Origin of the sequence: Falsiroseomonas sp. E2-1-a4, assembly GCF_051433165.1 — a bacterium.
Taxonomy (GTDB): domain Bacteria; phylum Pseudomonadota; class Alphaproteobacteria; order Acetobacterales; family Acetobacteraceae; genus Falsiroseomonas.
This window is the reverse complement of the sequence record NZ_JBHMFS010000003.1, coordinates 130,228-152,601: the sequence shown is the minus strand read 5'-3', so window position 1 is coordinate 152,601 and position 22,374 is coordinate 130,228. Positions and strand designations below refer to the sequence as shown.

At 68.6% G+C, this 22,374-nt stretch carries 19 protein-coding genes; 9 read left to right on the top strand and 10 right to left on the bottom strand.

Annotated elements, in window-relative coordinates:
- Position 1: 1 nt before the first annotated feature.
- The 9 genes from ACFHNC_RS04995 to ACFHNC_RS04955 all read right to left on the bottom strand — a co-directional run bounded on the left by ACFHNC_RS04995 (position 2) and on the right by ACFHNC_RS04955 (position 12,679).
- Positions 2-853: an ABC transporter permease gene (locus ACFHNC_RS04995; protein ID WP_437168119.1), complete on the bottom strand. Its 852-nt coding sequence runs from the start codon at positions 851-853 to the stop codon at positions 2-4.
- Between the two features lie 77 nt (positions 854-930).
- The gene (locus ACFHNC_RS04990) at positions 931-1,872 is read right to left on the bottom strand and encodes an ABC transporter permease (RefSeq protein WP_437168118.1); all 942 of its coding nucleotides are present in this window, start codon (positions 1,870-1,872) and stop codon (positions 931-933) included.
- A 71-nt stretch (positions 1,873-1,943) separates the two neighbouring features.
- Positions 1,944-3,548 carry an ABC transporter substrate-binding protein gene (locus ACFHNC_RS04985; RefSeq protein ID WP_437168117.1) on the bottom strand — a complete coding sequence of 535 codons (1,605 nt, stop codon included), beginning with the start codon at positions 3,546-3,548 and terminating at the stop codon, positions 1,944-1,946.
- A 152-nt stretch (positions 3,549-3,700) separates the two neighbouring features.
- On the bottom strand, positions 3,701-5,290 hold the full coding sequence (locus tag ACFHNC_RS04980; protein WP_437168116.1) for an ABC transporter substrate-binding protein: 1,590 nt from the start codon (positions 5,288-5,290) through the stop codon (positions 3,701-3,703).
- A gap of 4 nt (positions 5,291-5,294) precedes the next feature.
- Positions 5,295-6,875: an ABC transporter substrate-binding protein gene (locus ACFHNC_RS04975; protein ID WP_437168115.1), complete on the bottom strand. Its 1,581-nt coding sequence runs from the start codon at positions 6,873-6,875 to the stop codon at positions 5,295-5,297.
- Between the two features lie 29 nt (positions 6,876-6,904).
- Entirely contained in the window at positions 6,905-8,497 is a 1,593-nt protein-coding gene (locus ACFHNC_RS04970; RefSeq protein WP_437168114.1) for an ABC transporter substrate-binding protein, read from the bottom strand.
- A gap of 111 nt (positions 8,498-8,608) precedes the next feature.
- Positions 8,609-10,210, bottom strand: a complete 1,602-nt coding sequence (locus ACFHNC_RS04965; RefSeq protein WP_437168113.1) for an ABC transporter substrate-binding protein — start codon at positions 10,208-10,210, stop codon at positions 8,609-8,611.
- A 103-nt stretch (positions 10,211-10,313) separates the two neighbouring features.
- Positions 10,314-11,834 (bottom strand): aldehyde dehydrogenase family protein, encoded by a 1,521-nt coding sequence (locus tag ACFHNC_RS04960; RefSeq protein WP_437168112.1) that lies wholly within the window; start codon positions 11,832-11,834, stop codon positions 10,314-10,316.
- Positions 11,831-12,679, bottom strand: a complete 849-nt coding sequence (locus ACFHNC_RS04955; RefSeq protein WP_437168111.1) for an NAD(P)-dependent oxidoreductase — start codon at positions 12,677-12,679, stop codon at positions 11,831-11,833. The genes ACFHNC_RS04960 and ACFHNC_RS04955 overlap by 4 nt, the downstream gene beginning before the upstream one ends.
- A 134-nt stretch (positions 12,680-12,813) precedes the next feature.
- Here ACFHNC_RS04955 and ACFHNC_RS04950 point away from each other — a divergent pair, with 134 nt between their 5' ends.
- The 6 genes from ACFHNC_RS04950 (at position 12,814) to ACFHNC_RS04925 (ending at position 18,364) form a co-directional block, all read left to right on the top strand.
- On the top strand, positions 12,814-13,269 hold the full coding sequence (locus tag ACFHNC_RS04950; protein WP_437168110.1) for a GtrA family protein: 456 nt from the start codon (positions 12,814-12,816) through the stop codon (positions 13,267-13,269).
- Positions 13,266-14,234, top strand: coding sequence for a glycosyltransferase family 2 protein (locus ACFHNC_RS04945; RefSeq protein WP_437168109.1), 969 nt, complete (start codon positions 13,266-13,268; stop codon positions 14,232-14,234). Before ACFHNC_RS04950 ends, ACFHNC_RS04945 begins: the two co-directional genes overlap by 4 nt.
- A gap of 227 nt (positions 14,235-14,461) precedes the next feature.
- Positions 14,462-14,842, top strand: a complete 381-nt coding sequence (locus ACFHNC_RS04940) for a hypothetical protein (protein WP_437168108.1) — start codon at positions 14,462-14,464, stop codon at positions 14,840-14,842.
- A gap of 15 nt (positions 14,843-14,857) precedes the next feature.
- The gene (locus ACFHNC_RS04935) at positions 14,858-16,594 is read left to right on the top strand and encodes a type I secretion system permease/ATPase (RefSeq protein ID WP_437168107.1); all 1,737 of its coding nucleotides are present in this window, start codon (positions 14,858-14,860) and stop codon (positions 16,592-16,594) included.
- Positions 16,591-18,018, top strand: a complete 1,428-nt coding sequence (locus ACFHNC_RS04930) for an HlyD family type I secretion periplasmic adaptor subunit (protein WP_437168106.1) — start codon at positions 16,591-16,593, stop codon at positions 18,016-18,018. The genes ACFHNC_RS04935 and ACFHNC_RS04930 overlap by 4 nt, the downstream gene beginning before the upstream one ends.
- A gap of 10 nt (positions 18,019-18,028) precedes the next feature.
- The gene (locus ACFHNC_RS04925) at positions 18,029-18,364 is read left to right on the top strand and encodes a hypothetical protein (protein ID WP_437168105.1); all 336 of its coding nucleotides are present in this window, start codon (positions 18,029-18,031) and stop codon (positions 18,362-18,364) included.
- A 21-nt stretch (positions 18,365-18,385) separates the two neighbouring features.
- Here ACFHNC_RS04925 and galE read toward each other — a convergent pair whose 3' ends face one another.
- Positions 18,386-19,387: a UDP-glucose 4-epimerase GalE gene (galE, locus tag ACFHNC_RS04920; protein WP_437168104.1), complete on the bottom strand. Its 1,002-nt coding sequence runs from the start codon at positions 19,385-19,387 to the stop codon at positions 18,386-18,388.
- A gap of 160 nt (positions 19,388-19,547) precedes the next feature.
- Between galE and mepA the strand changes: the two genes are divergently transcribed.
- From mepA to ACFHNC_RS04905, 3 genes are all read left to right on the top strand, one after another.
- The gene (mepA, locus tag ACFHNC_RS04915; protein WP_437168103.1) at positions 19,548-20,447 is read left to right on the top strand and encodes a penicillin-insensitive murein endopeptidase; all 900 of its coding nucleotides are present in this window, start codon (positions 19,548-19,550) and stop codon (positions 20,445-20,447) included.
- 160 nt (positions 20,448-20,607) lie between these two features.
- Positions 20,608-21,417: an ABC transporter ATP-binding protein gene (locus ACFHNC_RS04910; protein WP_437168102.1), complete on the top strand. Its 810-nt coding sequence runs from the start codon at positions 20,608-20,610 to the stop codon at positions 21,415-21,417.
- A complete protein-coding gene (locus ACFHNC_RS04905) occupies positions 21,407-22,327 on the top strand; it encodes an ABC transporter permease (RefSeq protein WP_437168101.1) in 921 nt (306 codons plus the stop codon). The genes ACFHNC_RS04910 and ACFHNC_RS04905 overlap by 11 nt, the downstream gene beginning before the upstream one ends.
- Positions 22,328-22,374: the final 47 nt, after the last annotated feature.

Below are 22,374 nucleotides of genomic sequence, written 5' to 3'. Positions count from 1 at the left end.
GTTAGAGCCTCTTGGCCATGCGCGGGTCGAGCGCATCGCGCAGCCCGTCGCCCAGCAGGTTCACGGCCAGCACGGTGATGGACAGGAACAGCGCCGGGAAGAAGACGATATAGGGCTTCACCTGCCAGAGCGCGCGGCCCTCGGCCATGATGTTGCCCCAGGACGGGATGATGGGCGGCGTGCCGGCGCCAATGAAGGACAGGATCGCCTCCGTGATCATGGCACTCGCGCAGATATAGGTGGCCTGCACGGTCAGCGGCGCCAGCGTGTTGGGTAGGATGTGGCGGATGATGATCATCGGGGTGCGCGTGCCCGACGCCACCGCCGCATCCACATAGGGCTGCTCGCGCAGCGACAGCACCACGCCGCGCACCAGGCGCGAGACGCGCGGGATTTCCGCGATGGTGATGGCCAGCACCACATTGCCCACGCTGCCGCGGGTCAGCGCCATCAGCGCGATCGCCAGCAGGATGGACGGGATGGACATCATGCCATCCATGATCCGCATGATGATGCTGTCGGCCACCCGGATGAAGCCGGAGACCAGGCCGATGAACAGCCCGATGGCCGAGGCGCAGATCGCCACCGCGAAGCCCACGGTCAGCGAGACGCGCGCGCCGTACAGCACGCGCGAGTAGATGTCGCGGCCCAGCATGTCGCTGCCGAACCAGAATTGCGCGGATGGTTCACGCGTGCGCAGCGCCGGTGCCAGCGCCGTCGGGTCCTTGCTGGTCAGGAAGGGGGCGAAGACCGCGACGAAGATCATCGCGAACACCAGGAACCCACCAATGGCGATGGTCGGATTGCGACGGACATAGCCGAACACGCCACCGCGCGCGCGTACGGGCGGCATGATGTCCTGCATCGGGACAGCGGCGTTGACCCCGGGGGGGAGCCCGGCGACGGAGCCGCCTTGAATGACTGCGGTGCTCAATACCGGATCCTCGGGTCGAACAGGGTGTAGGCCAGGTCGATGGCAAGGTTGACCAGCACATAGATGAAGCTGAACAGCAGCACGACGCCCTGGATCACCGGGTAGTCACGCCGCAGGATGGCATCCACCGTCAGGCGGCCGAGCCCCGGAATGGCGAAGACGCTTTCCGTCACCACCGCACCACCGATCAGCAGCGCAATGCCGATGCCGATGACGGTGATGATCGGCACGGCGGCATTCTTCAGCGCATGCAGGAACAGGATACCGGACTGGTTCAGACCCTTGGCGCGGGCCGTTCGGATGTAGTCCTGCTGCAAGACCTCCAGCATCGTGGCGCGGGTGATGCGCGCGATCAGCGCGATATAGACGCTGCCGAGCGCGACAGAGGGCAGGATGAGATTCTCCAGCCACGGCCAGAAGCCGCGCGCGAAGGGCGTGTAGCCCTGCACCGGCAGCCAATCCAGCTCCAGCGCGAAGATGTAGGCCAGCACATAGCCCACGACAAAAACGGGCACGGAGAAGCCAAGCACGGCGAAGCCCATCACCGCGCGGTCGATCCAGGTGCCCTGCCGCTGGGCGGCCACCACCCCCATCGGGATGGCGATGGACACTGCCAGGATCAGCGTGACGATCATCAGCGAGAGCGTCGGCTCGATCCGCTGCTGGATCATGGTGCTGACCGGTAGGTTGGTGAAGATCGACACGCCGAGGTCGCCGCGTGCGATATCCCAAACCCAGGCGCCGAACCGCACCAGATAGGGGCGATCCAGGCCAAGGCTGGCTCGGATGCGCTCCACATCGTCCGGCGTGGCCTGGTCCCCCGCGATCACCGCGGCGGGATCACCGGGCGCGATGTAGAGCAGCGAGAAGACGAACAACGCGACGATCGCCATCACCGGGATGGTGGCGAGAACTCTTCGGACAATATAGGCAAACATCCGCTTATCAGACCTTTCGGTTCATCGGTGCATCCGGGCGGGTCGGCGCCCAGCCCGGATGCAGTCTTTCATCAGGCCTTGTTGACGCCCCAGAAGAAGGGCAGCGGGCCCTTCTGGATGCCGCTGACATTGCTGCGCCAGGCGGTGTAGCCCAGGAAGAAGCCGGTCGGCGCATAGACCACATCGTCGATCGCGGCGGTGTTGATCTTGTCCATCGCCACCTTTTCCGCCGCCGCATTCGGTGCGGCAAACCATTCCGTCACGCCGTCCTCGACGCCCTTCGATTCCGGCCAGCCGAACCAGGCGCTCTGGCCGGTGCCGCGCACCGCGTTGTAGGCGGCAGGATTCACGCAGTCGGCGCCGGCGTGCCAGGTGTGGAACATGCTCCAGCCGCCATTCGCCGGCGGGTTCTTCATGGCGCGGCGCTGGCCCGTGGTGCCCCAATCGGTCGCGATGAAATCCACATTCATGCCCATGCGCTTCAGCAGGTCCGCCGTGATGTCGCCCTGCGCCTTCGTGATCGGCTGGTCCTGCGCCACAATGCAGATCACCGGCTCGTTGTTGTAGCCGCCTTCCTGCAACAGGCGTTTGGCCCGATCCATGTTCCGCGGACCCTTCAGGATGTCGCCACCCGCTTCCGTATAGGCCGGCGTGCCCGGTGTGAAGAAGCCCGGCAGTGCCTTCCACAGCGCATCATCCGTGCCCACCAGGGCGCGCATGTAGTCTTCCTGGCTCATCGCCGCGAGCACGGCCTGGCGGATCTTCTTGGAATTGAAGGGCGCATGCAGGTGGTTCATGCGGAAGCTGCCGATATTGCCCAGCGGGTCCGCGATATCCAGGCGGATGTTCCGGTTGCGGCGCATCAGCGGCACCAGGTCGGTGATCGGGTTCTCCCACCAATCCACCTCGCCGTTCTGCAGGGCGGCGGCGGCGGTGGCCGGGTCAGGCATCACCACCCATTCTACGCGGTCCACACCCATCACCTTCGGGCCGGACAGCCAGCTGACCGTGCCTTCGCGCGGCACATACTGGTCGAACTTCTGGAACACGGCAGAGGCGCCGGGCACCCATTCATTGCGGATGAAGCGCATCGGGCCGGAGCCGACATATTCATCGATCTGCGTGAAGCTGTCGAACTTCGTCGCGATACGTTCCGGCATGATGAAGCAGATCGGCGTGTTGGTCTTGCCGAGCGCATACTTCAGCTTCGGATAGGGGCTGCCCAGCACCCAGCGGAAGGTGGTGTCGTCCACCGCCACCAGCTCCTTCTGGATGGCGCGCACCATCTGCCCCATCGGGTCGCGCGGCGCCCAGCGTGCGATGGAGGCGACGACATCCTTCGCCAGCACTGGCGTGCCGTCATGGAAGCGCAGCCCGGCGCGTAGCTTGAAAGTCCAGGTCAGGCCGTCCGACGAAACCGTCTCCCCTTCCACCATCTGCGGCAGCGGCTCGAGCTTGTCGTTCACGCCATACAGCGTGTCCCACACCATGGCGGAGGCGTTGCGCACGACATACTGCGTGCCCCAGATCGGATCGAAATTGGCGAGATTCGCCTGCGGCACAAAGCGTAGCGTGCGCGCCCGCGCCCCCTGCGACAGCGCCGGCGCGGCATGGCCGCCCACCGCCGCGAGACTGCCGGCGGCAAGGCCGGTCTTGAGGAATGACCTGCGTTCCATATTTTAAAGCCCCTTGATCCCAGACGCCCTCGTTAGAGGCAGCCTGCCTTATCCCTGTGCGATGCGCCAGCGTCCAAGACCGTTCATCCTGGTCTGGCGCACACAGGCCTGCTGCGGTGCACACGGCGTGCCACCGCGGCAGGCGGGATGGGTCAGGTGCGGCGCACACCCCAGAACAGCGCCGGGCCGCCCTTCACCAGGCCGGTGATGCTGCGCCGATGCGCCATCCGCGGCAGGACCTGGCCGAGCGGAATGAAGGGCACCTCCTGCCACACCACTCGCTGCATCTCCTCCGCGATGCGCTTCTCCGCCGCGAGATCCGGCGCCTCGAACCACGCCTCGCGCAGTTCCTCCAGGCGCGGGATGGTGGGCCAGCCGGCCCAGGCGGCGCTGCCATGGCCGCGGATCGGCTGGTGGCTGCCGGGGACGGAGACGTCGAAGCCCTCCCAGGTTGTGCAGAAGGCACTCCAGCCGCCCTGGTCCACCGGGCCGCGATTGGTGCGGCGCTGGATATGCGTGCCCCAATCCATGGCCTGCAATTCGACATTGAAGCCGATGCGTCGTAGCAGATCCGCCGCCACCACGGATAGGTTCTGCAGAATCGGGAGATCGGTGGCGGAGAGCATCTCCACGCGCTGGCCCGCATAACCCGATTCGCGCAGCGCCCGCTGCGCCGCCGCCATGTCGCGCGGACCGGACAGAACCTCCAGCCCTGCATTATTTGCCAGCGGCATGCCCGGTGTGAAGGCACCTGCCGGCACATGGGACATTTCCGGATCCGTGCCGATGGCCGCATCCATGAAGGCGCGCTGGTCCAGTGCCGGCAGGATGGCGCGGCGCACCGCCGCATTGTCGAAGGGCGGGTGCAGGAAATTGAAGCGCAGTACGCCAAGATTGCCGGCTGCGCTGATCAGTTCCACCGCGATGTTGCGATTGCGGCTCAGCAGGGGCAGCAGATCCGCCAGCGGCGCTTCCCACCAATCGACCTCATTGTTCTGCAGTGCGGCGGCGGCGGTGGAAGGATCGGGCATGATCTGCCACTCGACCCGGTCGAAATGCACCGGCTTGCCGCCGGCCAAGAAATCCGTCGGCTCGTTGCGCGATTCATAGCCGTCGAACTTCGCGTAGAGCACCCGGTCGCCGGCACGGAACTCGTCACGCAGGAAGCGGAAGGGCCCGCTGCCCGTGAAATCCTGGATCTGCTGGAACGGGTCCGTCTGTGCCACGCGCTCCGGCATGATGGCGCAGATATTGGCGGAGGGCTTGCCGAGCGCGAAGGCCAGCCCCGGCCAGGCCTTCTTCATGCGGATCTCGAAGCGCGTGTCGTCGATCGCGCGCATGCCATCCAGCAGCCCGTCCAGCCGCTGGCCGAGCACATCCCGCTTCGACCAGCGCGCGATGGAGGCCACGCAGTCCCGCGCCAGCACCGGCGCGCCATCATGGAAGCGCAGCCCGGGTCGCAGCGTGATGGTCCAGCGGCGGCCCTCGTCGCTGATCTCATGGCCTGCCGCCATCTGCGGCTTCGGCTGGAAATCCGCGCCGAGGCCGTACAGCGTGTCATAGATCATCAGCCCGTGGTTGCGCACCACCACGGCCGTCGACCACACCGGGTCGATGTTGGACAGGTTCGCCTGCGGCACGAAGCGCAGGGTGCGTGCCTGTGTCTGCGCCGACGCCAGCCGGGGCGCGACCAGCGCCGCCCCTGCTGCACCGAGAACGCCACGCCTGGTTGTCTGCATCATGAAATCAAGCCTTGCCGATGTTCCAGAAAACGGTGGCCGGCGCGGGGAACACGCCGGTGACATTGCGGCGCCAGGCGCTCGGCTGCCAGTAGAAGCCGAGCGGGATGTAGTACATCGACTCCATCGCCTTGGCGTTCAACTGCTCCGCGATGCGGCGGCTTTGCGCCGGGTCGCCGGTCTGCACCCATTCGCCGCGCAGCCGCTCGATCTCCGGCTCATCAGGCCAGCCGAACCAGGCATTCGCCGCATTGGCGCGCAGGAACAGGTGGTACACGGGCAACGCCAGAGACTGGCCGGAGGAGGTGGTGTGGATGATGCTCCAGCCTCCGCGCTCGACCGGTTCCTTGCTGGCACGGCGCTGCACCAGCGTGCCCCAGTCGGTGGAGATCACCTCCAGGTTCATGCCCATCCGCATCAGGATATCGGCTGTCACCAACGACAGCGCGTTGATCTGCGGATAGTCGCCCGGCGCGATCAGCACGACCTTTTCGCCATTGTAGCCAGCCGCGGCCAGCGCCGCCTTGGCGCGCTCGATGTTGCGGGTCTTCAGGATTTCGCTGCCATTCTCATTGGCCAGCGGGGTGCCGCAGGTGAAGACGCCCTCGCACACACCCCAGCCATCCGGGTCGTTGCCAGCGACCGAGCGCAGATAGTCGCGCTGGTCCACCGCCATGGCCACCGCACGGCGGATCGCCGGGTTGTTGAAGGGCGGCTGCAGCGTATTGAACCGGCAAACGCCATAGGTGCCGTCCAGCAGCCGCTGCTGCACCACCATCTCCCGGTTCCGCCGCATCAGCGGCAGCAAGTCGTGCAGCGGGTATTCCCAGTAATCCTGCTCGCCCTGCATCATCGCGTTGGCGCTGGTCGCCGGGTCCGTGATGATGGTCCATTCGATGCGGTCGATATTCGGACGGCGGCCGCCGGCCAGGCCATCCACCGCCTCCTGCCGCGGCACGTAGCGCTCGTTCTTCGCCCAGACGGCGCGCTGGCCCGGGTTCCACTCGCCGGGGACGAATTTGAACGGGCCGCTGCCCACAGTCTCCCGGATCTGGGTGAAGGCATCCGTGCTGGCGATGCGTTCCGGCATGATGAAGCAGGGGAACTGCGTCTGGCCGAGCGCCATGGTCAGCAGCGGCACCGGGCGGTGCAGCCGGAAGCGGAAGCGCCGGTCATCCAGCGCCTCCACCTCGGCGACATTGCCGATCAGCACCTGCATGAACGGATCGCGCCGCGCCCAGCGCTTGATGGAGGCGACGGCATCCTTCGCCAGCACCTTCTCTCCATCATGGAAGGCGAGGCCCTCGCGCAGCGTGAAGGTCCAGGTGAGCTGGTCGTCGGAAAGCGTCCAGCCCTCCACCATCTGCGGCTTGATCGCGCCGCTGCTGTCCTGCGCACAAAGCTGGTCGTAGATCATGAAGGCGTGGTTGCGGGTGACCACCGCGGTGGTCCAGACCGGATCCACCGAGGTCAGGTTGGCCTGCGGAATCACCCGCAGGCGTCGTGCCGCGCCACCCTGCGCCGAAACTACGCTGGGGGCCGCCACCGCCGCGGCCGAGGCCGCCATCAATCCACGCCGTCCGATCATCTGTCGATTCCCTGTTCCGTTGTAGTCGATCAGTCGCGCTTGATGCCCCAGTACAGCGCCAGCCCCGGCACGCGGCCGGACAGGTTGTTGCGCAGTGCCGTCAGCGAGAGGTAGGCGCCGACCGGGATGTAGGGCAGCTCATCCATCGCCACCTCCTGCATCTCCCGGCCCAGCCGCTGCTCGGCGGCGGCATCCGGCGCCTCGAACCAGGCGTCGCGCAGCTCCTCCAGCTTCGGGATGTTCGGCCAGCCGAACCAGGCGCCGGCACCGTTGCCGCGCAGCGGGAAATGCGCCGCCGGATTGGCAAAATCGAAGGAGGAGAAGGCGGTGAACAACATGCTCCAGCCGCCGGCGGAAACCGGTTCACGCGAGGTGCGGCGCTGCACCGTGGTGCCCCAGTCGGTCAGCACGATATCGGCGTTGAAGCCCATCCGGCGCACAAGATCCGCACCCACCTGGGTCATGGCGGAGGGTGCGAGGATGTCGGTCGGGCCGATCAGGCGCATCACCTCGTTGGTGTAGCCGGCTTCCTGCATCAGCGCCTTGGCGCGGTCGATGCTGCGCGGGCCGGTCAGCGCGGCCATCGCCGCGTCATTCGCCATCGGCGTACCCGGCGTGAAGAAGCCGGTGGCGGCGTTGAAATTGGCCGGGTCGGTGCCGACGATCGCCTGCATGAAGTCCGACTGGCTGATCGCCGGCAGCATCGCCTGGCGCAGCTTCTTGTTGTCGAAAGGCGCGTGCAGGTGGTTGAAGCGCAGGATGCCGGTCAGCGGCAGCGGGTCGATCGCTTCGATCCGCACATTGCGGTTGCGGCGCAGCAGCTGCTGGATCTCCGGCGGCGGCTGCTCATACCAGTCGATCTCGCCGGTCTGAATGGCGGCGGCCGAGGTCGCGGCATCGGTGATGATGTGCCACTCGACTCGGTCGAAATGCACGATCTTCGGCCCTGCCGTCAGGCTCGGCGTGCCGGAGGAAACCGGCACGTAGTCCGCATTCCGGGTGTACACCACCATCGAGCCGGAATTGTACTCATCCGGCTTGAAGCGGAACGGCCCGCTGCCCACGGCCTCACGGATCTGCGTGAATGCATCCGTGCTGGCCAGGCGTTCCGGCATGATGAAGGCCGGGCTGTTGGAGACCTGGCCGAGGGCCGCGAACAGCAGCGGGAAGGGCCGCTTCAAGCTGAACTGCAGCCGCTTGTCGTCCAGCGCGGTCAGCGCATCGGTCAGCGAACCCAGCTTCTGGCCAAAGGGGTTGCGCTTCATCCAGCGCGAGACGCTGGCCACGACATCCTTCGCCAGCACCGGCGTACCATCGTGGAATTTCAGCCCGTCGCGCAGCGTGATGATGATGCGCCGCCCACCATCCTCGGACACATGGCCGGCGGCCATCTGCGGCTGCGGGCGGAACTGCGCGTCCAGCCCGTACAGCGTGTCATAGATCATGTGGCCGTGGTTGCGCGTGATGTTCGCCGTGGTCCAAATCGGGTCCAGGCTGGTCAGGTTCGCCTGCGGCACCATTTTCAAAATGCGGTTTTGCGCCGGCTGCGCGATTGCGAAGCTCGGCGCCGCCGCGGCGCCACCAATAGCTGCGCCTGTCTTCAGCAGGTTCCTGCGAAGCATACCAGTCTCCCGTTCAAACCATCCCGAGAGACGATCAGACCAGCCCTGTGCCGATCCCGCAAGCGGCATCCGGCGGAAGGGGCCGCACCGCCCCTTCCGCCAGACGCCGGATCAGGCGCGCTGCACGTTCCAGAACAGCGGCAGGCCCTTCAGCACGCCGGTAATGTCGCGACGATAGGCGGTCGCCTGGAAATACTGGCCGAGCGGCAGGTAGGGCACTTCCTGGAATGCCACCTCCTGGATCTGCCGGCCCACCGCCTGCTGCGCGGCCAGGTCCGGCGCGTCGAACCACGCCTGGCGCAGTTCCTCGATGCGCGGAATCGTCGGCCAGCCGAACCAGGCCTGCTGGCCATGGCCACGCAGGCTCTGGTGCACGCCCGGGTTGAACATGTCGAGGCCGGACCAGAAGGTGAAGAACATGTTCCACCCGCCGCGTTCCGCCGGCTCGCGGCTCGCGCGCCGCTGCACCACGGTGCCCCAGTCGGTGGAGATATAGTCCACATTCATGCCCACGCGCCGCATCATGTCGTTGCCGACCTGGGCGAGTGCGTTCAGCGAGGGGAAGTCCGACGCCGCGATCAGCGTCACCTTCTCCCCGTTATAGCCGGCGGCTGCCAGCTCGCGCTTCACCTTCTCCACGTCGCGCGGGCTGGTCATCGCCTCCAGCCCCGCATCGGAGGCCATCGGCGTGCTCGGCGGGAAGAAGCCAATCCCCTCGCGCCACAGGCTGCGATCCGTGCCGATGACGGCGGTCATGAAATCTGCCTGGTTGACGGCGCCGAGCATCGCACGGCGCACCGCCGGCTTGTCGAAGGGCGGGTGCAGATGGTTGAAGCGCGCGATCGCCATCAACCCGGTCGGGTCCGGAATTTCCAGTACGATGTTGCGGTTGCGGCGCAGCAGCGGCTGCAGGTCGCCGGTGGGCTGTTCCCACCAATCCATCTCGCCGCTCTGTAGCGCCGCGGCGGCGGTCGCGGCATCCGGCGTCACATGCCATTCCACGCGGTCGAATTTCGCCACCTTCGGCCCCGCGGTCCAGCTCGCCTCGCCATCCGGGCGCGGCACGTAGTCGGCGAAGCGCTCATAGACCACGCGGGCGCCGGGCACGCGTTCGCCGGCGACGAATTTGAACGGCCCGCTGCCGATCAGGTCGCCGGTGATCGGCGTGGTGGGGGATTGGCTGGCCAGGCGCTCCGGCATCATGAAGGCGACGGGCGTGGAGGGCTTGCCCAGCGCCTCGAACAGCAGGGGGAAGGGCCGCTTCAGGCGGAACAGGATGGTCTTGTCACCCGGCGCCGCCAGCTCATCCGTCTGCGCCATCAGCACCTGGCCCAGCGCATCGCGCGCCGCCCAGCGACGGATCGAGGCGACACAATCCTTCGCCGTCACCGCCGTGCCGTCATGCCATTTAAGCCCGTCGCGCAGCGTGATGGTGACGCGCTTGCCGTCATCCTCCACCGTATGGCCCTGCGCCATCTGGGGCTGCGCCTTGTAGTCGGCGTCGAAGCCGTACAGCGTGTCCCAGATCAGGTAGGCGTGGTTGCGGGTGACGTAGGCGGTGGTCACGATGGGATCGACCACCGCGAGGTCCGCCTGCGGGATGAACTTCAGCACCCGGGACGCGGCGGAGGTGCCCTGGCCGAAGGCGGGCATGCCCATGCCGGAGGCGCCGAGCGCCGCCCCGGCGCCGGTCAGAAGATGACGACGCAACATTTTTCTATGTCTCCCAGATCGCGTTCGCGGCGAAGCGCCACGGTCAGCCCTGTACGCCAAGGGAACAGCCTTCCCCGGCTCGATGCAAGCGCCGTGAATTCCGTTACCCGGGCCGGTGCCCGAAGCCCAGCACCGGCGCCGCCGCCGTCTCCACCCACACCGCCTTGGACTGGGTATAGGCGGCCAGCGCCTCGATGCCGGAGGACCGTCCATGGCCACTGGCGCCAAAGCCGCCGAAGGGCACGGAGACATGGATGGTGCCGTAGCCATTCACCCAGAAGCTGCCCGCCCGCACGCCGGCGGCCACGCGATGCGCCCGGCCGAGGTCCCGCGTCCACACCGCGCCGGCCAGGCCGTAGGGGGTGGCGTTGGCCAGCGCCACTGCCTGATCCTCATCGTCAAAGGGAATGGCGGCGACCACCGGGCCGAAGATTTCGGTCTGCGCCGCGCGGGCGGTGTTGGGCAGGCCGGCCAGGATGCAGGGCATCACCCAGAAGCCATCCGAGGGCAGGCTTTCGGCACGCGGCGCGGCCAGCAGCTGCGCGCCCTCCGCCACGCCATCCGCCACCATCTGCGTCACATGCGCGAATTGCCGCGCGGTGGCGACAGGCCCCACCTCCGTCGCAGCATCCAGCGGATCGCCCAGCCGGATTTTCGCCGAGGCCTCCGCCAGCATCTCCAGGAACCGGTCATGGATGGATCGCTGGACCAGCAGGCGGGACCCGGCGACGCAGCTCTGGCCGGAACTGGCGAAGATCGCCTGCTGCGCGCCCTGCACGGCGGAAGGCAGATCCGCATCGGCAAAGACGATATTGGCGGATTTGCCGCCCAGCTCCAGCACGCAGGGGATCATCCGTGTCGCACAGGCCGCGGCGATCCGGCTGGCACTGGCCGCGCCGCCGACGAAGGTCACCATGGCGATCTCGGGCGCCGCCAGCAGCGCCTCCCCGCTCGTCGCGCCGAACCCAGCCACCACCTGCACCAGTCCGCGCGGCAGCCCGGCCTGCACCGCCAGAAGGCCGAAGGCGAGCGAGGTCAGCGGCGTGTATTCGGATGGCTTCAGCACCACCGCATTGCCCGCTGCGATGGCCGGCAGCACGTTCCAGCCGCAGGTGAACAGCGGCGCATTCCACGGCGTGATGGCCAGCACCACGCCCACCGGCTCCCGCCGGATGATGACGGTATGGCCGGAGGGCACGGGCACCGTCCGCCCCTCGATCTTGTCGCACCAGCCGGCCCAGTATTCCGCCATCTCCGCCACGCGCGCGACCTGGGCGCGGCAATCGCGCAGCGGCTTGCCGGCATTGGCGGATTCCAGCCTTGCCAACGCCTCCGCATTCTGGCGCACCAGCGCGCCGAGCGCCCAGATGCGCCGGCCCCGCTCCGCCGCACTCAGCGCCATCCATGCCCGCTGCGCCGCCACGGCGCCCGCCCCCGCCTGGCGCGCCACCGCAGCACCTGCATCGGCGTAGTCCGCCATGGGCAGGCCGGTGGCCGGGTCTTGCAGGGTGATGGGCGCGCCCTGCCCCGCCGCCACTTCCCCCATCAGCACGCTGCCGATCCGGCCGCCGAGCAGCCGCGCGATTTCCTCGGCCAGGACCGTCTTCGCCGCGAACATGCTCATGCCCCCCCGAGGATGGCGGCGGGCACGCGGTTGAAATCCTCCGCATCGCCTGCGGCCGCCGCCTCCCATTGCGCCGCCGCCGGGCCGCAGACGGGCAGCGCCGCGCCGACGCTTTCGGCCAGCGCCAAAGCGAGCCGCACATCCTTCCGCATCAGCCCCGCCGAGAAGCCCGAATCGAAGCCACCCGGCAGGATCCACCTTGGGAAGTTCACCTCCGTCGCGGCGGAGCGGCCGGAGGCGGCGTTGACCACCGGCAGCAGCGCCTCCGGCGCCACGCCGGCCAGCGCGCCGAGCCGCAGCGCCTCCCCGGCTACGGCCAGATGCGTCGCGACCATCAAATTGTTCACCAGCTTCGCCACCTGCCCGGCACCCGGCCCACCGACATGCACCAGCTCCGTCGCCACCAGCGCCAGTGCGGGACGCGCGCGGTCGATCGCCGCGGCCTCCCCGCCCAGCATCATCGCCAGCGTGCCCGCCGCCGCACCGGCCGGGCCGCCGGAGACCGGTGCATCCAGGTAGTCCACGCCCCATTCGGCGGCTGCCGCAGCGAAACGCTGCGTCGCGAGCGGGTCGAGCGTCGAGGTATCGGCGATCACCGCCTGTTTGGGCAAAGCCGGCAGCAGCGCCAGCAGCACGGCCTCCACCGCCCGGTCCTGCGGCAGGGACAGCAGCATCACCGGCGCGGCCGCCTGTTCCACCGCCGAGACCACCCGCACGCCACGCGCCCGCGCGGCCTCGCAGCGCCCGGCATCGAGGTCGAAGCCCAGCACCTCCGCCCCCTGCGTCGCCAGCCTGCCGGCCATGGCCAGCCCCATCTGCCCCAGACCCACCAGCCCAATCCGCATCCGCCCAACACCCCTTCAAAAACGCAACGAGGCTCGCAGCCGCGGCCGCCGCCCGCAAGCTGCCGCCTTTTGGTCATGCTATGGTGGTTTGACGTTGCTGGCCGTCACCCCAATTCACCACGCATGGAAACGACATGCCCGCACGCACCGCCGACGCCTTGAACGCGCGCCTGGGACCGGAAAGGCGGGCCGGCGTCATGCAGTTCCTGCGCTTCGGCGTGGTCGGCACGGCGGGGTTCGTGGTGGATACCGCGGTGCTCTATGCCGGGCTGGCCTTGGGACTCGGGCTGTATTCGGGCCGTGCCGTATCCTACCTGGCCGCCGCCACCACCACCTGGGCGCTGAACCGCGCCTGGACCTTCCGCGCCGCGCCGCGCGCGCCGATGGCCCGGCAATGGGCGCTGTTCCTGCTGGTCAACCTGATCGGCTTCGCCTGCAACTATGGAACCTATGCGCTGATGGTGGCCAACATCCCACTGGTGGCGGCGCACCCGGTCATCGGCGTCGCGGCCGGCGCGCTGGCCGGCATGGTGGGCAATTTCTGGCTGTCGCGCCGCTTCGTCTTCAACGCCGCCCGGGCCGCCGCATGACCCAGGTGCCCCGCATTGCCGTCCTGATCCCCTGCTACAACGAGGAAGTGGCGATCCCGAAGGTGGTGGCGGATTTCCGCGCCGCCCTGCCCGACGCCACCATCCATGTCTACGACAACAACAGCCGCGACGGCACCCGGGAGGCCGCCCGCGCCGCCGGCGCCCAGGTGATGCGGGAGGTGCAGCAGGGCAAAGGCCATGTGGTGCGCCGGATGCTGGCCGATATCGAGGCGGATTTCTACGTCCTGGTCGATGGTGACGACACCTACGACGCCGCCGCCGCGCCGGAAATGCTGCGCCTGGCGATGGAGGACCGGCTCGACATGGTCACCGGCACGCGGGTCACGGAGGCCAAGGCCGCCTATCGCCCCGGCCATGTGCTCGGCAACCAGGTGCTGACCGGCCTGGTGCGCGTGATCTTCGGCAACCGGGTGTCGGATATGCTCTCCGGCTACCGGGTCTTCTCCCGCCGCTTCGCCAAATCCTTCCCGGCCCTGGCGCAGGGCTTCGAGACGGAGACGGAATTCACCGTGCACGCACTGGAACTGCGGATGCCGGTCGGCGAAGTGCCCAGCAGCTACCGGGCGCGGCCGCCGGGCAGTACCTCCAAGCTCAACACCTGGCGGGACGGCTTCCGCATCCTCAACGCCATCCTGCTGCTGGTGCGACGGGAAAGGCCGCTGCCCTTCTTCGCACTGATCGCCCTGGTGCTGGCCGGCACCGGCCTGGGCCTTGCCGCCCCGGTGCTGCATACCTTCTTCGCCTCCGGGCTGGTGCCACGCCTGCCCACCGCCGTGCTGTCCATGGGGCTGATGCTGCTCGCCTTCCTGTCGCTCGCCTGCGGGCTGATCCTGGATACCGTGACCCGCGGACGGGTCGAGGCGAAGCGGATGGCCTACCTTGCCATTCCCGCGCCAAGCTTCGTGAGCAAGACTGTCACCACGCGGGAAACATCTTTGCGATAGATAACGCTGACGGGTGGCGGAGTCGGAACCTTCCGCGCGAGGGTTCAACCATCACGTTTGTTTTATCGCCAGGCTTCGCATGCTAGGACGCCCGCACCCGGATCACCTGCTGCACCACCCGGCCAGTTTCACGGACACAAGACATGTCTGGAAGTCCCATGACGGGCCAGCCTACAGCCGGCCCCCTGCCCGGCCGCGCCGATGCAGGCGCCATGCCTGAAAGACCGATGCCTGAACGACCGATGCCGCCGGTCATGCTCGCCATACCGCCCGCGCCCTGTCTTGCGGATTTCATCACCGACCGGGCGGATGACCGCCTGCGCGACCTGCTGGCCTTTGCCATGGCCGTCGAAGCCGCCCGGCCGATGGAGCCGGAGGCGCTGCGCCGCAAGGCCGAGGCCGAGTTGCAGGCCCATGCCTTCCGCACCCTGCACAATCAGGCGGAGGCGATCCGCATGGAAGCCGCCCGTGACCAGATCGCCCGCCTGCCCCGCGGGCCTGGCCTGCTGAAGCTGGTGTTGGCCAATCTGCTGGCGATCGCCCTGGTGCTGGGTGCCGCCTATGCCATCTGGCTGCGGCCGGATCTGCTGCCTGCCGGAGTGTTCTGACCGATGCGTCCACCGATGCCCCTGATGCCCGGCGGCGGCGACCGCCCGCCGGAGACGGTGCTGTCGCGCGCCCTGGCGGCTGGCCGGCGCCAGCTTATCGGCGTCGCGATGTTCAGCGGCGTGGTGAATCTGCTCCAGCTCACCGTCTCGCTCTACATGATGCAGGTCTTCGACCGCGTCCTCGGTTCCCGCAGCCTCGATACGCTGTACTACCTGACTGCCATCGCCATCTTTGCCCTGCTGATCATGGCGATCCTGGACGGGCTGCGTGGCCAGGTGATGCAGCGCCTGGCCTCCTGGATCGAGGGCAAGGTGGCGCCCGAAGCCTTTCTGCGCGCCATCGAAAGCCAGCTTCGCGGCCGCCCCTACAGGATGGAGGCGCTGCGCGACCTTGGCGCCTGCCGCGGATGGTTGGGCTCGCCCGCCTCGCTCACCGTCTTCGACGTGCCCTGGGTGCCGATCTACCTCGCGGTGATCTTCGCCCTGCACCCGACGCTCGGCTGGATCGCGCTGGCGGGCGCGGCCCTGTTGTTCCTGCTGACGCTGGCCAATGAATGGGCCACCGGGTCCCTGGTCCGCCAGGCCAGCACCGCCAGCATGACCAACCAGCGCCGCGCCGAGAGCATGGTCCGCAACGCCGAAGTCATCGACAGCATGGGCATGGCGCCCGCCGTGCTGCACAAATGGCGCGAGGGGCTGTCCGCCTCCATCCCGCCGCAGGAACGCGCGGCGGACCGCGCCGCCTTCCTGCTGTCCATCACCCGGTTCACCCGGCTGACGGTGCAGATCGGCGTGCTCGGCGTCGGCGCCTTCCTGGTGCTGGAACAGCAGCTCACGGCCGGGGCCTCCATCGCCGCCTCCATCATCATGGGCCGGGCGCTGGCGCCGGTGGAGCAGATGATCGGCGGCTGGAAGCAGCTGGTGCAGGCGCGGCAATCCTATCGCCGCCTGCTCGGCTTCCTCGCCCTGCCGCGCATCCGCCCGCCGGGCATGGCGCTGCCGGCGCCAACCGGCAGGGTTTCCGCGGAACGCGTGACCTTCGGCTTCCCCGGCCAGTCGGTGGCCATCATCAAGGGCATCACCTTCAACCTGACGGCCGGCGAGAGCATGGCCATCATCGGCCCCTCGGCCGCCGGCAAGACCACGCTGATCCGCCTGCTGATCGGCACGCTGGCGCCCGCCGCGGGCACGGTGCGGCTGGATGGTGCCGATGTCTTCACCTGGCAGCGGGAGGATTTCGGCCGCTATGTCGGCTACTTGCCGCAGGATGTGGAGCTGTTCGACGGCACGGTGATGAAGAACATCAGCCGGATGCGGGAAGAACCGCCGGAAGGCGTGTTCGAGGCGGCACGGCTGGCCGGCTGCCATGAGATGATCCTGCGCCTGCCGCAGGGCTACGATACGGAAATCGGCGATGGCGGCCAGCACCTGTCCGGCGGCCAGCGGCAGCTGATCGGCCTGGCGCGCGCCATGTACGGCAACCCCCGCTTCGTGGTGCTGGACGAGCCCAACTCCAACCTCGACGGCGATGCCGAGCAGGCGCTGATCCGGGGGCTGGAGGCGCTGAAGGCACAGGGCGCCACCGTCATCCTGGTCTCCCACCGCCCGACCCTGGTGCAGGGAGTCGACAAGGTGCTGCTGCTGCGTGACGGCGCGGCCGAGGCCTTCGGCCCGCGCACCGAGGTGCTGAAGCGGCTTGCCCAAGGCAGCCGCCCGGCTGAAATCGTCCAACACGCCGGAGGTGCACGATGAGCGGCGCGATTCCACTTCCCGGCAACGGGGTCATCGGCAGCATCACGCCCACGCCTGGCGGCCAGGACCTCGCCCCGCGCCCCGCCTCCGCGCCGCCGGCCCTGTGGCAGCCAGCGGAGGAGGACCCCGTCCTCGATGCGCCGAAGCCGCGCACCGGCACCGCGATGTGGCTCGGCTACGTGATCGTCGCCGTCTTCGTGGTGGGCCTGGGCGTCTGGGCCAGCCTCGTGCCGCTGGCGGAGGCCTCCATCGCGCCCGGCGTGCTGAAGGTGGAGGGTACCCGCCGCACCATCCAGCATTTCGAAGGCGGCATCGTCCGCGACATCCTGGTGCGGGACGGCGATGCCGTGACAGCCGGCCAGGTGCTGATGCGGCTTGACCAGCCGCAGGCGGAGCAGCAGACCGAGACCCTGCGAAGCCAGCGCTGGGCGCTGCTGGCACAGGATGCGCGGCTGGTGGCGGAACTGGCCGGGGCGACGACCATCGGCTTCCCCGCCGATCTGGTCGCCTCCAGCGAACCGCGCGCTATCGAGGTCACCAGCGGCCAGCGGGCGCTGTTCCAGGCACGCCGCGTGGCGCTGGAAAGCCAGATGCAGGTGCTGCGTTCGCGCATCGACCAGCACAACGCCACCATCGCCTCGGCCGAGGGGCAGATGGACGCGCAGCGCCGCATGCTGGTGCTGCTGAAGGCGGAAGAAACCAATACCGCCCAGTTGCTGCGCCAGGGCCTGGCCCGGCTGCCGCAGCTTCTGGCACTGCAGCGCCAGGTGGCCTCGGTGGAGGGCAACATCACCGACATCACCAACCAGATGGTCCGGTCCCGCGCCCAGATCACGGAATCCGAGCGCGAGATGGCGCGCGTGAACAACACCCACACCCAGGAAGCCTCGACCGAGTTGCGCGAGGTGCGCCAGCGCCTGGGTGAGGCCGAGGAAAGGCTGCGCGCGGCGCAGGATGTCTCAACCCGCCTTGAGATCACGGCGCCCGAGGCCGGCACGGTGCTGAATTCACGCGTCTTCACCATCGGCGCCGTGGTACGCCCGGGCGACCCGGTGATGGATCTGGTGCCGGCCGAGGACCGCATCATCGCCGAGGTGCATGTCCAGCCGAACGATATCGACGTGGTGCACCAGGGCCTGCAGGCCGAAATCCGCCTGCCCGCCTTCAAGCAGCGCCTCGTGCCCTACCTGCACGGCCATGTCACCTTCGTCGCCTCCGACGTGACCGAGGATGAACGGCGGGGCGTAAGTTACTACCGTGTGCAGATCCAGCTCGACGAGGACCAGCTCCGTGCGGTGGAGGGGCTGACCTTGCGGGCCGGCATGGCGGTGGAGGCGCAAATCCAGACCGGGGAACGCACCTTCGCCCGCTACATGATGCAGCCGCTGATCGACAGCTTCCACCGCGCCTTCCGCGAACAGTAAGGAACCAGCCATGACCGCCATTCCGACCGTCTTCGGCGACGGCATCATCGACGTGCATGTGGCCAGCGGCGTCGCGCGCATCACGCTCGGCGTGCAGACCAGCGCCTCCGCCGCAATCAAGGACGGCAAGCCGGAGCCCTCCGCCATGGTTGTGGTGCCGGTGCTGCAACTGCCGAACCTGGCGCGGGTGCTGGCCGATGTGACGCGCCAGATCGAGGCGCGGGCGAAGGAGGTGGCCGCCGGTCAGGCCGCCACGCAGTCCAACCAGGGCCAGGCCAGCCAGAACCAGTCGAACCAGGGCCAGCCACAGGACCAGGTGGCCGGCGCCTTCCGCTTCAACGGGTAAGCCAAGGCAGGGCCGGGCGGCTCAGGCCGCTTGGCGGGCGCCCGCATAGCCCTGCGGGTGCGACACGCGCCAGTCCCAGGCGGTGCGGACAATATCCTCCAGCTTCGGGAAACGCGGCTGCCAGCCGGTCTCCGCCCGCAGCTTCGCGGAGGACGCGACCAGCACCGCCGGGTCCCCCTCCCGCCGCGGGCCCAGCGCATGCGGGACGGGGCGGCCGCCGACGCGGGCCACTGTGTCGATCACCTCGCGCACCGAATAGCCGGTGCCGTTGCCGAGGTTGTAGCGGACGGAACGTTGCTCCAGCAGTGGCAGCGCGCGCAGATGTGCGTCGGCCAGATCCGTCACATGCACATAGTCCCGCACGCCGGTGCCATCGGGCGTCGGGTAATCCGTGCCGAACACCATCAGCGGCGGGCGCAGGCCGAGTGCGGCGTCGATCGCCAGCGGCACCAGATGCGTCTCCGGGTCGTGATCCTCCCCGGCCCGGCCCGCCGGGTCGGCGCCGGCGGCGTTGAAGTAGCGCAGGGATGCGAAGCGCAGGCCGTGGATGCGCTCCGCCCAATCCAGCGCGCGCTCGCACATCAATTTGCTCTCGCCATAGGGCGAGACCGGGCCGAGGCGCTGATCCTCATCGATCGGGATGCGCTCGGGGAAGCCGAACAGCGCGGCGGTGGAGGACATGACCAGGCGAAGGCACCCGTGCTGCACGGCGGCATTCGCCACGGCGGACAGGCCCGACAGATTTTCCGCCATGTAGCGCAGCGGGTCGCGCATGCTGTCGCCCACCAGGGACAGGGCGGCAAAATGCAGCACCGCATCGAAGCGGCCACCGCCGAAGGCCTCGGCCAGGGTCTGCCGGTCCTCGCAGCGCCCATTCACCAGGCGAACGCCCGGAGGCACGGCTTCGCGGTGGCCCTTCGAGAGATCATCCAGCACGACGACCTCATCCCCACGGTCGCGCAGTGCCAACACGGTATGGCTGCCGACATAGCCGGCTCCGCCGGTCACCAAATAACGGCCCAAATCTTCTGCTCCCAGCGCGCGCCGCCCACGCCCGAGGCCGTGGGGCTGCGCGGCGTCATCCTGCTGTGCAAAATGTGTCAGAATTCATGGCAGAACGAGGTGGCTGCAGGGCTTCTCGCGCCGGGTTGAGTGGCTGGGCCGCTGGCCTTATCAACATGTGATGACCCCAGGCGCTGCCTCCCTTCGTGCCCTGCGCGCGGCCTGCCTTCTCGGCCTGCTGGCGCTTGCGCCCCCGGCCATGGCCCAACAGGGGGCCCAGCAGGGGTCGCAGCAGGGGCCACCGGCCAGCGCCGCGGACTGGGCCGCACTGCCCCGGCCGAGCATGGCGCCGCCACGCGCCATTGGCCGCACCAATCTGGGCTGCCTCGCCGGGGCACAGGCCCTGGCGCCGGAAGGGCCGGGCTGGCAGGCCATCCGCACCTCCCGCAACCGCCATTGGGGCCACCCGGCGACACTTGGCCTTGTCGCGCATATCGCGGGCCAGGCGCGCGCGGCGGGGCTGCCCGATCTTTGGATCGGCGACCTGTCCCAGCCGCGCGGCGGGCCCATGCCCTGGGGCCATGCCAGCCACCAATCCGGGCTGGATGCCGATATCTGGCTCGATCTGCGCCCGAAGCCCCGCGTGCCGGCCGCGATGCGGGAGGATCTGACCATTCCCTCCCTCGTCCGCGCGGATGGGCAGGATGTGGACCCGGCGCGCTGGACCGCCCGCCACGCCACGCTGATCCGCATCGCGGCGGAGGCGCCGGGGCTGGACCGGCTGCTGGTGAACCCTGCCATCAAGCGCCGGCTTTGTGCCGACCATGCCGGCGCCCCCTGGCTGCGGCGGGTGCGGCCCTGGCGCGGGCATGACAGCCACATGCACCTCCGCCTGCGCTGCCCGGCCGATAGCCCGGGGTGCCAGGACATCGCCCCCCCGCCGCCCGGCGATGGCTGCGACGCCAGCCTCGATTGGTGGTTCAGCGCCGAGGCCCGCCAGCCACCGCCGCGCCGGCCCGCCCCGCCCGGTCCGCCGCCCCGGCTGCCGGCGTCCTGCACCGCGGTTCTCGAGGCACGCTGATGCCGATCTGGGCGATCTGCCCGGTTCTGGAGCAGAATTGGGCGCAGCATGGTCTTCATGAGGTGCTGTGCGGCGCAGCATGTCTTGCGCCGGGGGCCTCGGCTGTCGCACACAGGACCGTGCGCGACCCAACGCGCCAGGGAAGGGCCGGGGAATTCTGATGGAGCGACCTTTCGTCGAGATCAGCGGCGTCGCCATGCGGTATGGCGGCGTGGAGGGCACGCTGGCGCTCCAGAATGCGACGCTGGATGTTGGCAAGGGTGAATTCATCGCCGTCGTCGGCCCCTCCGGCTGCGGCAAATCCACCCTGATGAAGCTGGTCACCGGCCTGTGGCCCGCCACCGCCGGCACCCTGCTGGTCGCGGGGCGGGAGGTGGACGGCCCGCTCACCATCGCCGGCATGGCCTTCCAGAACCCAACCCTGCTGCCCTGGCGCAACATCCTGGACAACGTGATGCTGCCGCTGGAGGTGGTGGAGCCGCATCGCCGCCAGCTTCGCCGCCAGCGCGCCATGTATGAGGCGAAGGCGCAGGACCTGCTGAAGCTCGTCGGCCTCGGCGGCTTCGACAAGAAATTCCCGCATGAGCTGTCGGGCGGCATGCAGCAGCGCGCCAGCCTGTGCCGCGCGCTGATCCATGAACCGGCCTTGCTGATGCTGGACGAGCCCTTCGCGGCGCTCGACATCTTCACGCGTGAGGATCTTTGGGCGGTGCTCCAGGGCGTCTGGATGGCGCGCAAGCCGACCGTGATCCTGGTGACGCATGACCTGCGGGAAGCCGCATACCTGGCGGACCGCGTGCTGGTCATGTCCTCCCGCCCCGGCCGGATCATCGCCGAACGGGTGGTGGACCTGCCGCGGCCACGCACGCTGGAGACCACCTACAAGCCCGAATTCGTCTCCCTCGTGCATGATCTGCGCGAACACATCAGCGCCGCCCGCAAGGGCGAGGAGGTCGTCCATGGCCAGTGACGCCGCCATCCCCGCCGCCGCGCCCGCCCCCGCAACCGCCGCAACCCCGCGATCCGCGGCCCTGGAGTCCGGCATGTCGCCGGAGGCGCTGCGCCGGTTGAACGCGCTGGCGCAGGCGCAGCGCCGCCGCCGCCGGCTGCAGGCCTGGCTGCCCTGGCTGGTCATCATCGGCATGTTCGTGGTCTGGGAAATCGGGGTGCGGGCCTTCAACGTGCAGCAATTCGTGCTGCCGGCGCCCTCGGCCATCGCGGAAAGCATGGTGAAGTGGTGGGTGCCGCTGCTGGACAATAGCTGGCAGACGCTGATGACCACGCTGATCGGCTTCTTCCTGGCCGTCATCTTCGGCCTGCTGCTCGGAATTGCCATCGGCAGTTCCAGCCTGTTGTACCACGGGCTTTATCCGCTGCTGATCGGCTTCAACTCCATTCCGAAGGTCGCCGTGGTGCCGATCCTGGTGATCTGGTTCGGCATCGGCACCGTGCCGGCTGTAATCACCGCCTTCATGATCAGCTTCTTCCCCATCGTGGTGAATGTCGCCACCGGCATCGCCACGGTGGAGCCGGAGGTGCGGGACGTGCTGCGGGCGCTCGGCGCCCGGCCGTCCGACATCATTCGCAAGGTCGGGCTGCCGCGGGCGATGCCGTATTTCTTCGCCTCGCTGAAGATCGCCATCACGGTGGCCTTCGTCGGCTCCATCATCGCGGAGACGGTGGCCGCCAACAAAGGCATCGGCCACCTGATGATCCTGGCGTCGTCCCGCTTCGACGTGCCGCTGGTCTTCGCCGGGCTGATCGTAACGGCGGTGATGGGGGTTGCGATGTATGTCGCGGCCGTCGCCATCGAGAACCGCACCACCGGCTGGGCCATGCGCGGGCAGAGCGACCAGCAGATGCACATGGGCGGCGTCTGACCTTCCGCCCCCCCCTCTTGCATGCGCCCGGCCCCGGGCGCAGGACA

What these genes read in the sequence shown, in the direction of transcription:
- ACFHNC_RS04975 (WP_437168115.1), bottom strand. Translation starts at nt 6,875, where the DNA reads ATGATCGGACGGCGTGGATTGATGGCGGCCTCGGCCGCGGCGGTGGCG.
- ACFHNC_RS04950 (WP_437168110.1), top strand. Translation starts at nt 12,814, where the DNA reads ATGCCCGCACGCACCGCCGACGCCTTGAACGCGCGCCTGGGACCGGAA.
- ACFHNC_RS04965 (WP_437168113.1), bottom strand. Translation starts at nt 10,210, where the DNA reads ATGTTGCGTCGTCATCTTCTGACCGGCGCCGGGGCGGCGCTCGGCGCC.
- mepA (WP_437168103.1), top strand. Translation starts at nt 19,548, where the DNA reads ATGACCCCAGGCGCTGCCTCCCTTCGTGCCCTGCGCGCGGCCTGCCTT.
- ACFHNC_RS04995 (WP_437168119.1), bottom strand. Translation starts at nt 853, where the DNA reads ATGCCGCCCGTACGCGCGCGCGGTGGCGTGTTCGGCTATGTCCGTCGC.
- ACFHNC_RS04980 (WP_437168116.1), bottom strand. Translation starts at nt 5,290, where the DNA reads ATGATGCAGACAACCAGGCGTGGCGTTCTCGGTGCAGCAGGGGCGGCG.
- ACFHNC_RS04925 (WP_437168105.1), top strand. Translation starts at nt 18,029, where the DNA reads ATGACCGCCATTCCGACCGTCTTCGGCGACGGCATCATCGACGTGCAT.
- ACFHNC_RS04990 (WP_437168118.1), bottom strand. Translation starts at nt 1,872, where the DNA reads ATGTTTGCCTATATTGTCCGAAGAGTTCTCGCCACCATCCCGGTGATG.
- ACFHNC_RS04985 (WP_437168117.1), bottom strand. Translation starts at nt 3,548, where the DNA reads ATGGAACGCAGGTCATTCCTCAAGACCGGCCTTGCCGCCGGCAGTCTC.
- ACFHNC_RS04970 (WP_437168114.1), bottom strand. Translation starts at nt 8,497, where the DNA reads ATGCTTCGCAGGAACCTGCTGAAGACAGGCGCAGCTATTGGTGGCGCC.
- ACFHNC_RS04945 (WP_437168109.1), top strand. Translation starts at nt 13,266, where the DNA reads ATGACCCAGGTGCCCCGCATTGCCGTCCTGATCCCCTGCTACAACGAG.
- ACFHNC_RS04910 (WP_437168102.1), top strand. Translation starts at nt 20,608, where the DNA reads ATGGAGCGACCTTTCGTCGAGATCAGCGGCGTCGCCATGCGGTATGGC.
- ACFHNC_RS04940 (WP_437168108.1), top strand. Translation starts at nt 14,462, where the DNA reads ATGCCTGAACGACCGATGCCGCCGGTCATGCTCGCCATACCGCCCGCG.
- ACFHNC_RS04960 (WP_437168112.1), bottom strand. Translation starts at nt 11,834, where the DNA reads ATGAGCATGTTCGCGGCGAAGACGGTCCTGGCCGAGGAAATCGCGCGG.
- ACFHNC_RS04905 (WP_437168101.1), top strand. Translation starts at nt 21,407, where the DNA reads ATGGCCAGTGACGCCGCCATCCCCGCCGCCGCGCCCGCCCCCGCAACC.
- ACFHNC_RS04935 (WP_437168107.1), top strand. Translation starts at nt 14,858, where the DNA reads ATGCCCCTGATGCCCGGCGGCGGCGACCGCCCGCCGGAGACGGTGCTG.
- ACFHNC_RS04930 (WP_437168106.1), top strand. Translation starts at nt 16,591, where the DNA reads ATGAGCGGCGCGATTCCACTTCCCGGCAACGGGGTCATCGGCAGCATC.
- ACFHNC_RS04955 (WP_437168111.1), bottom strand. Translation starts at nt 12,679, where the DNA reads ATGCGGATTGGGCTGGTGGGTCTGGGGCAGATGGGGCTGGCCATGGCC.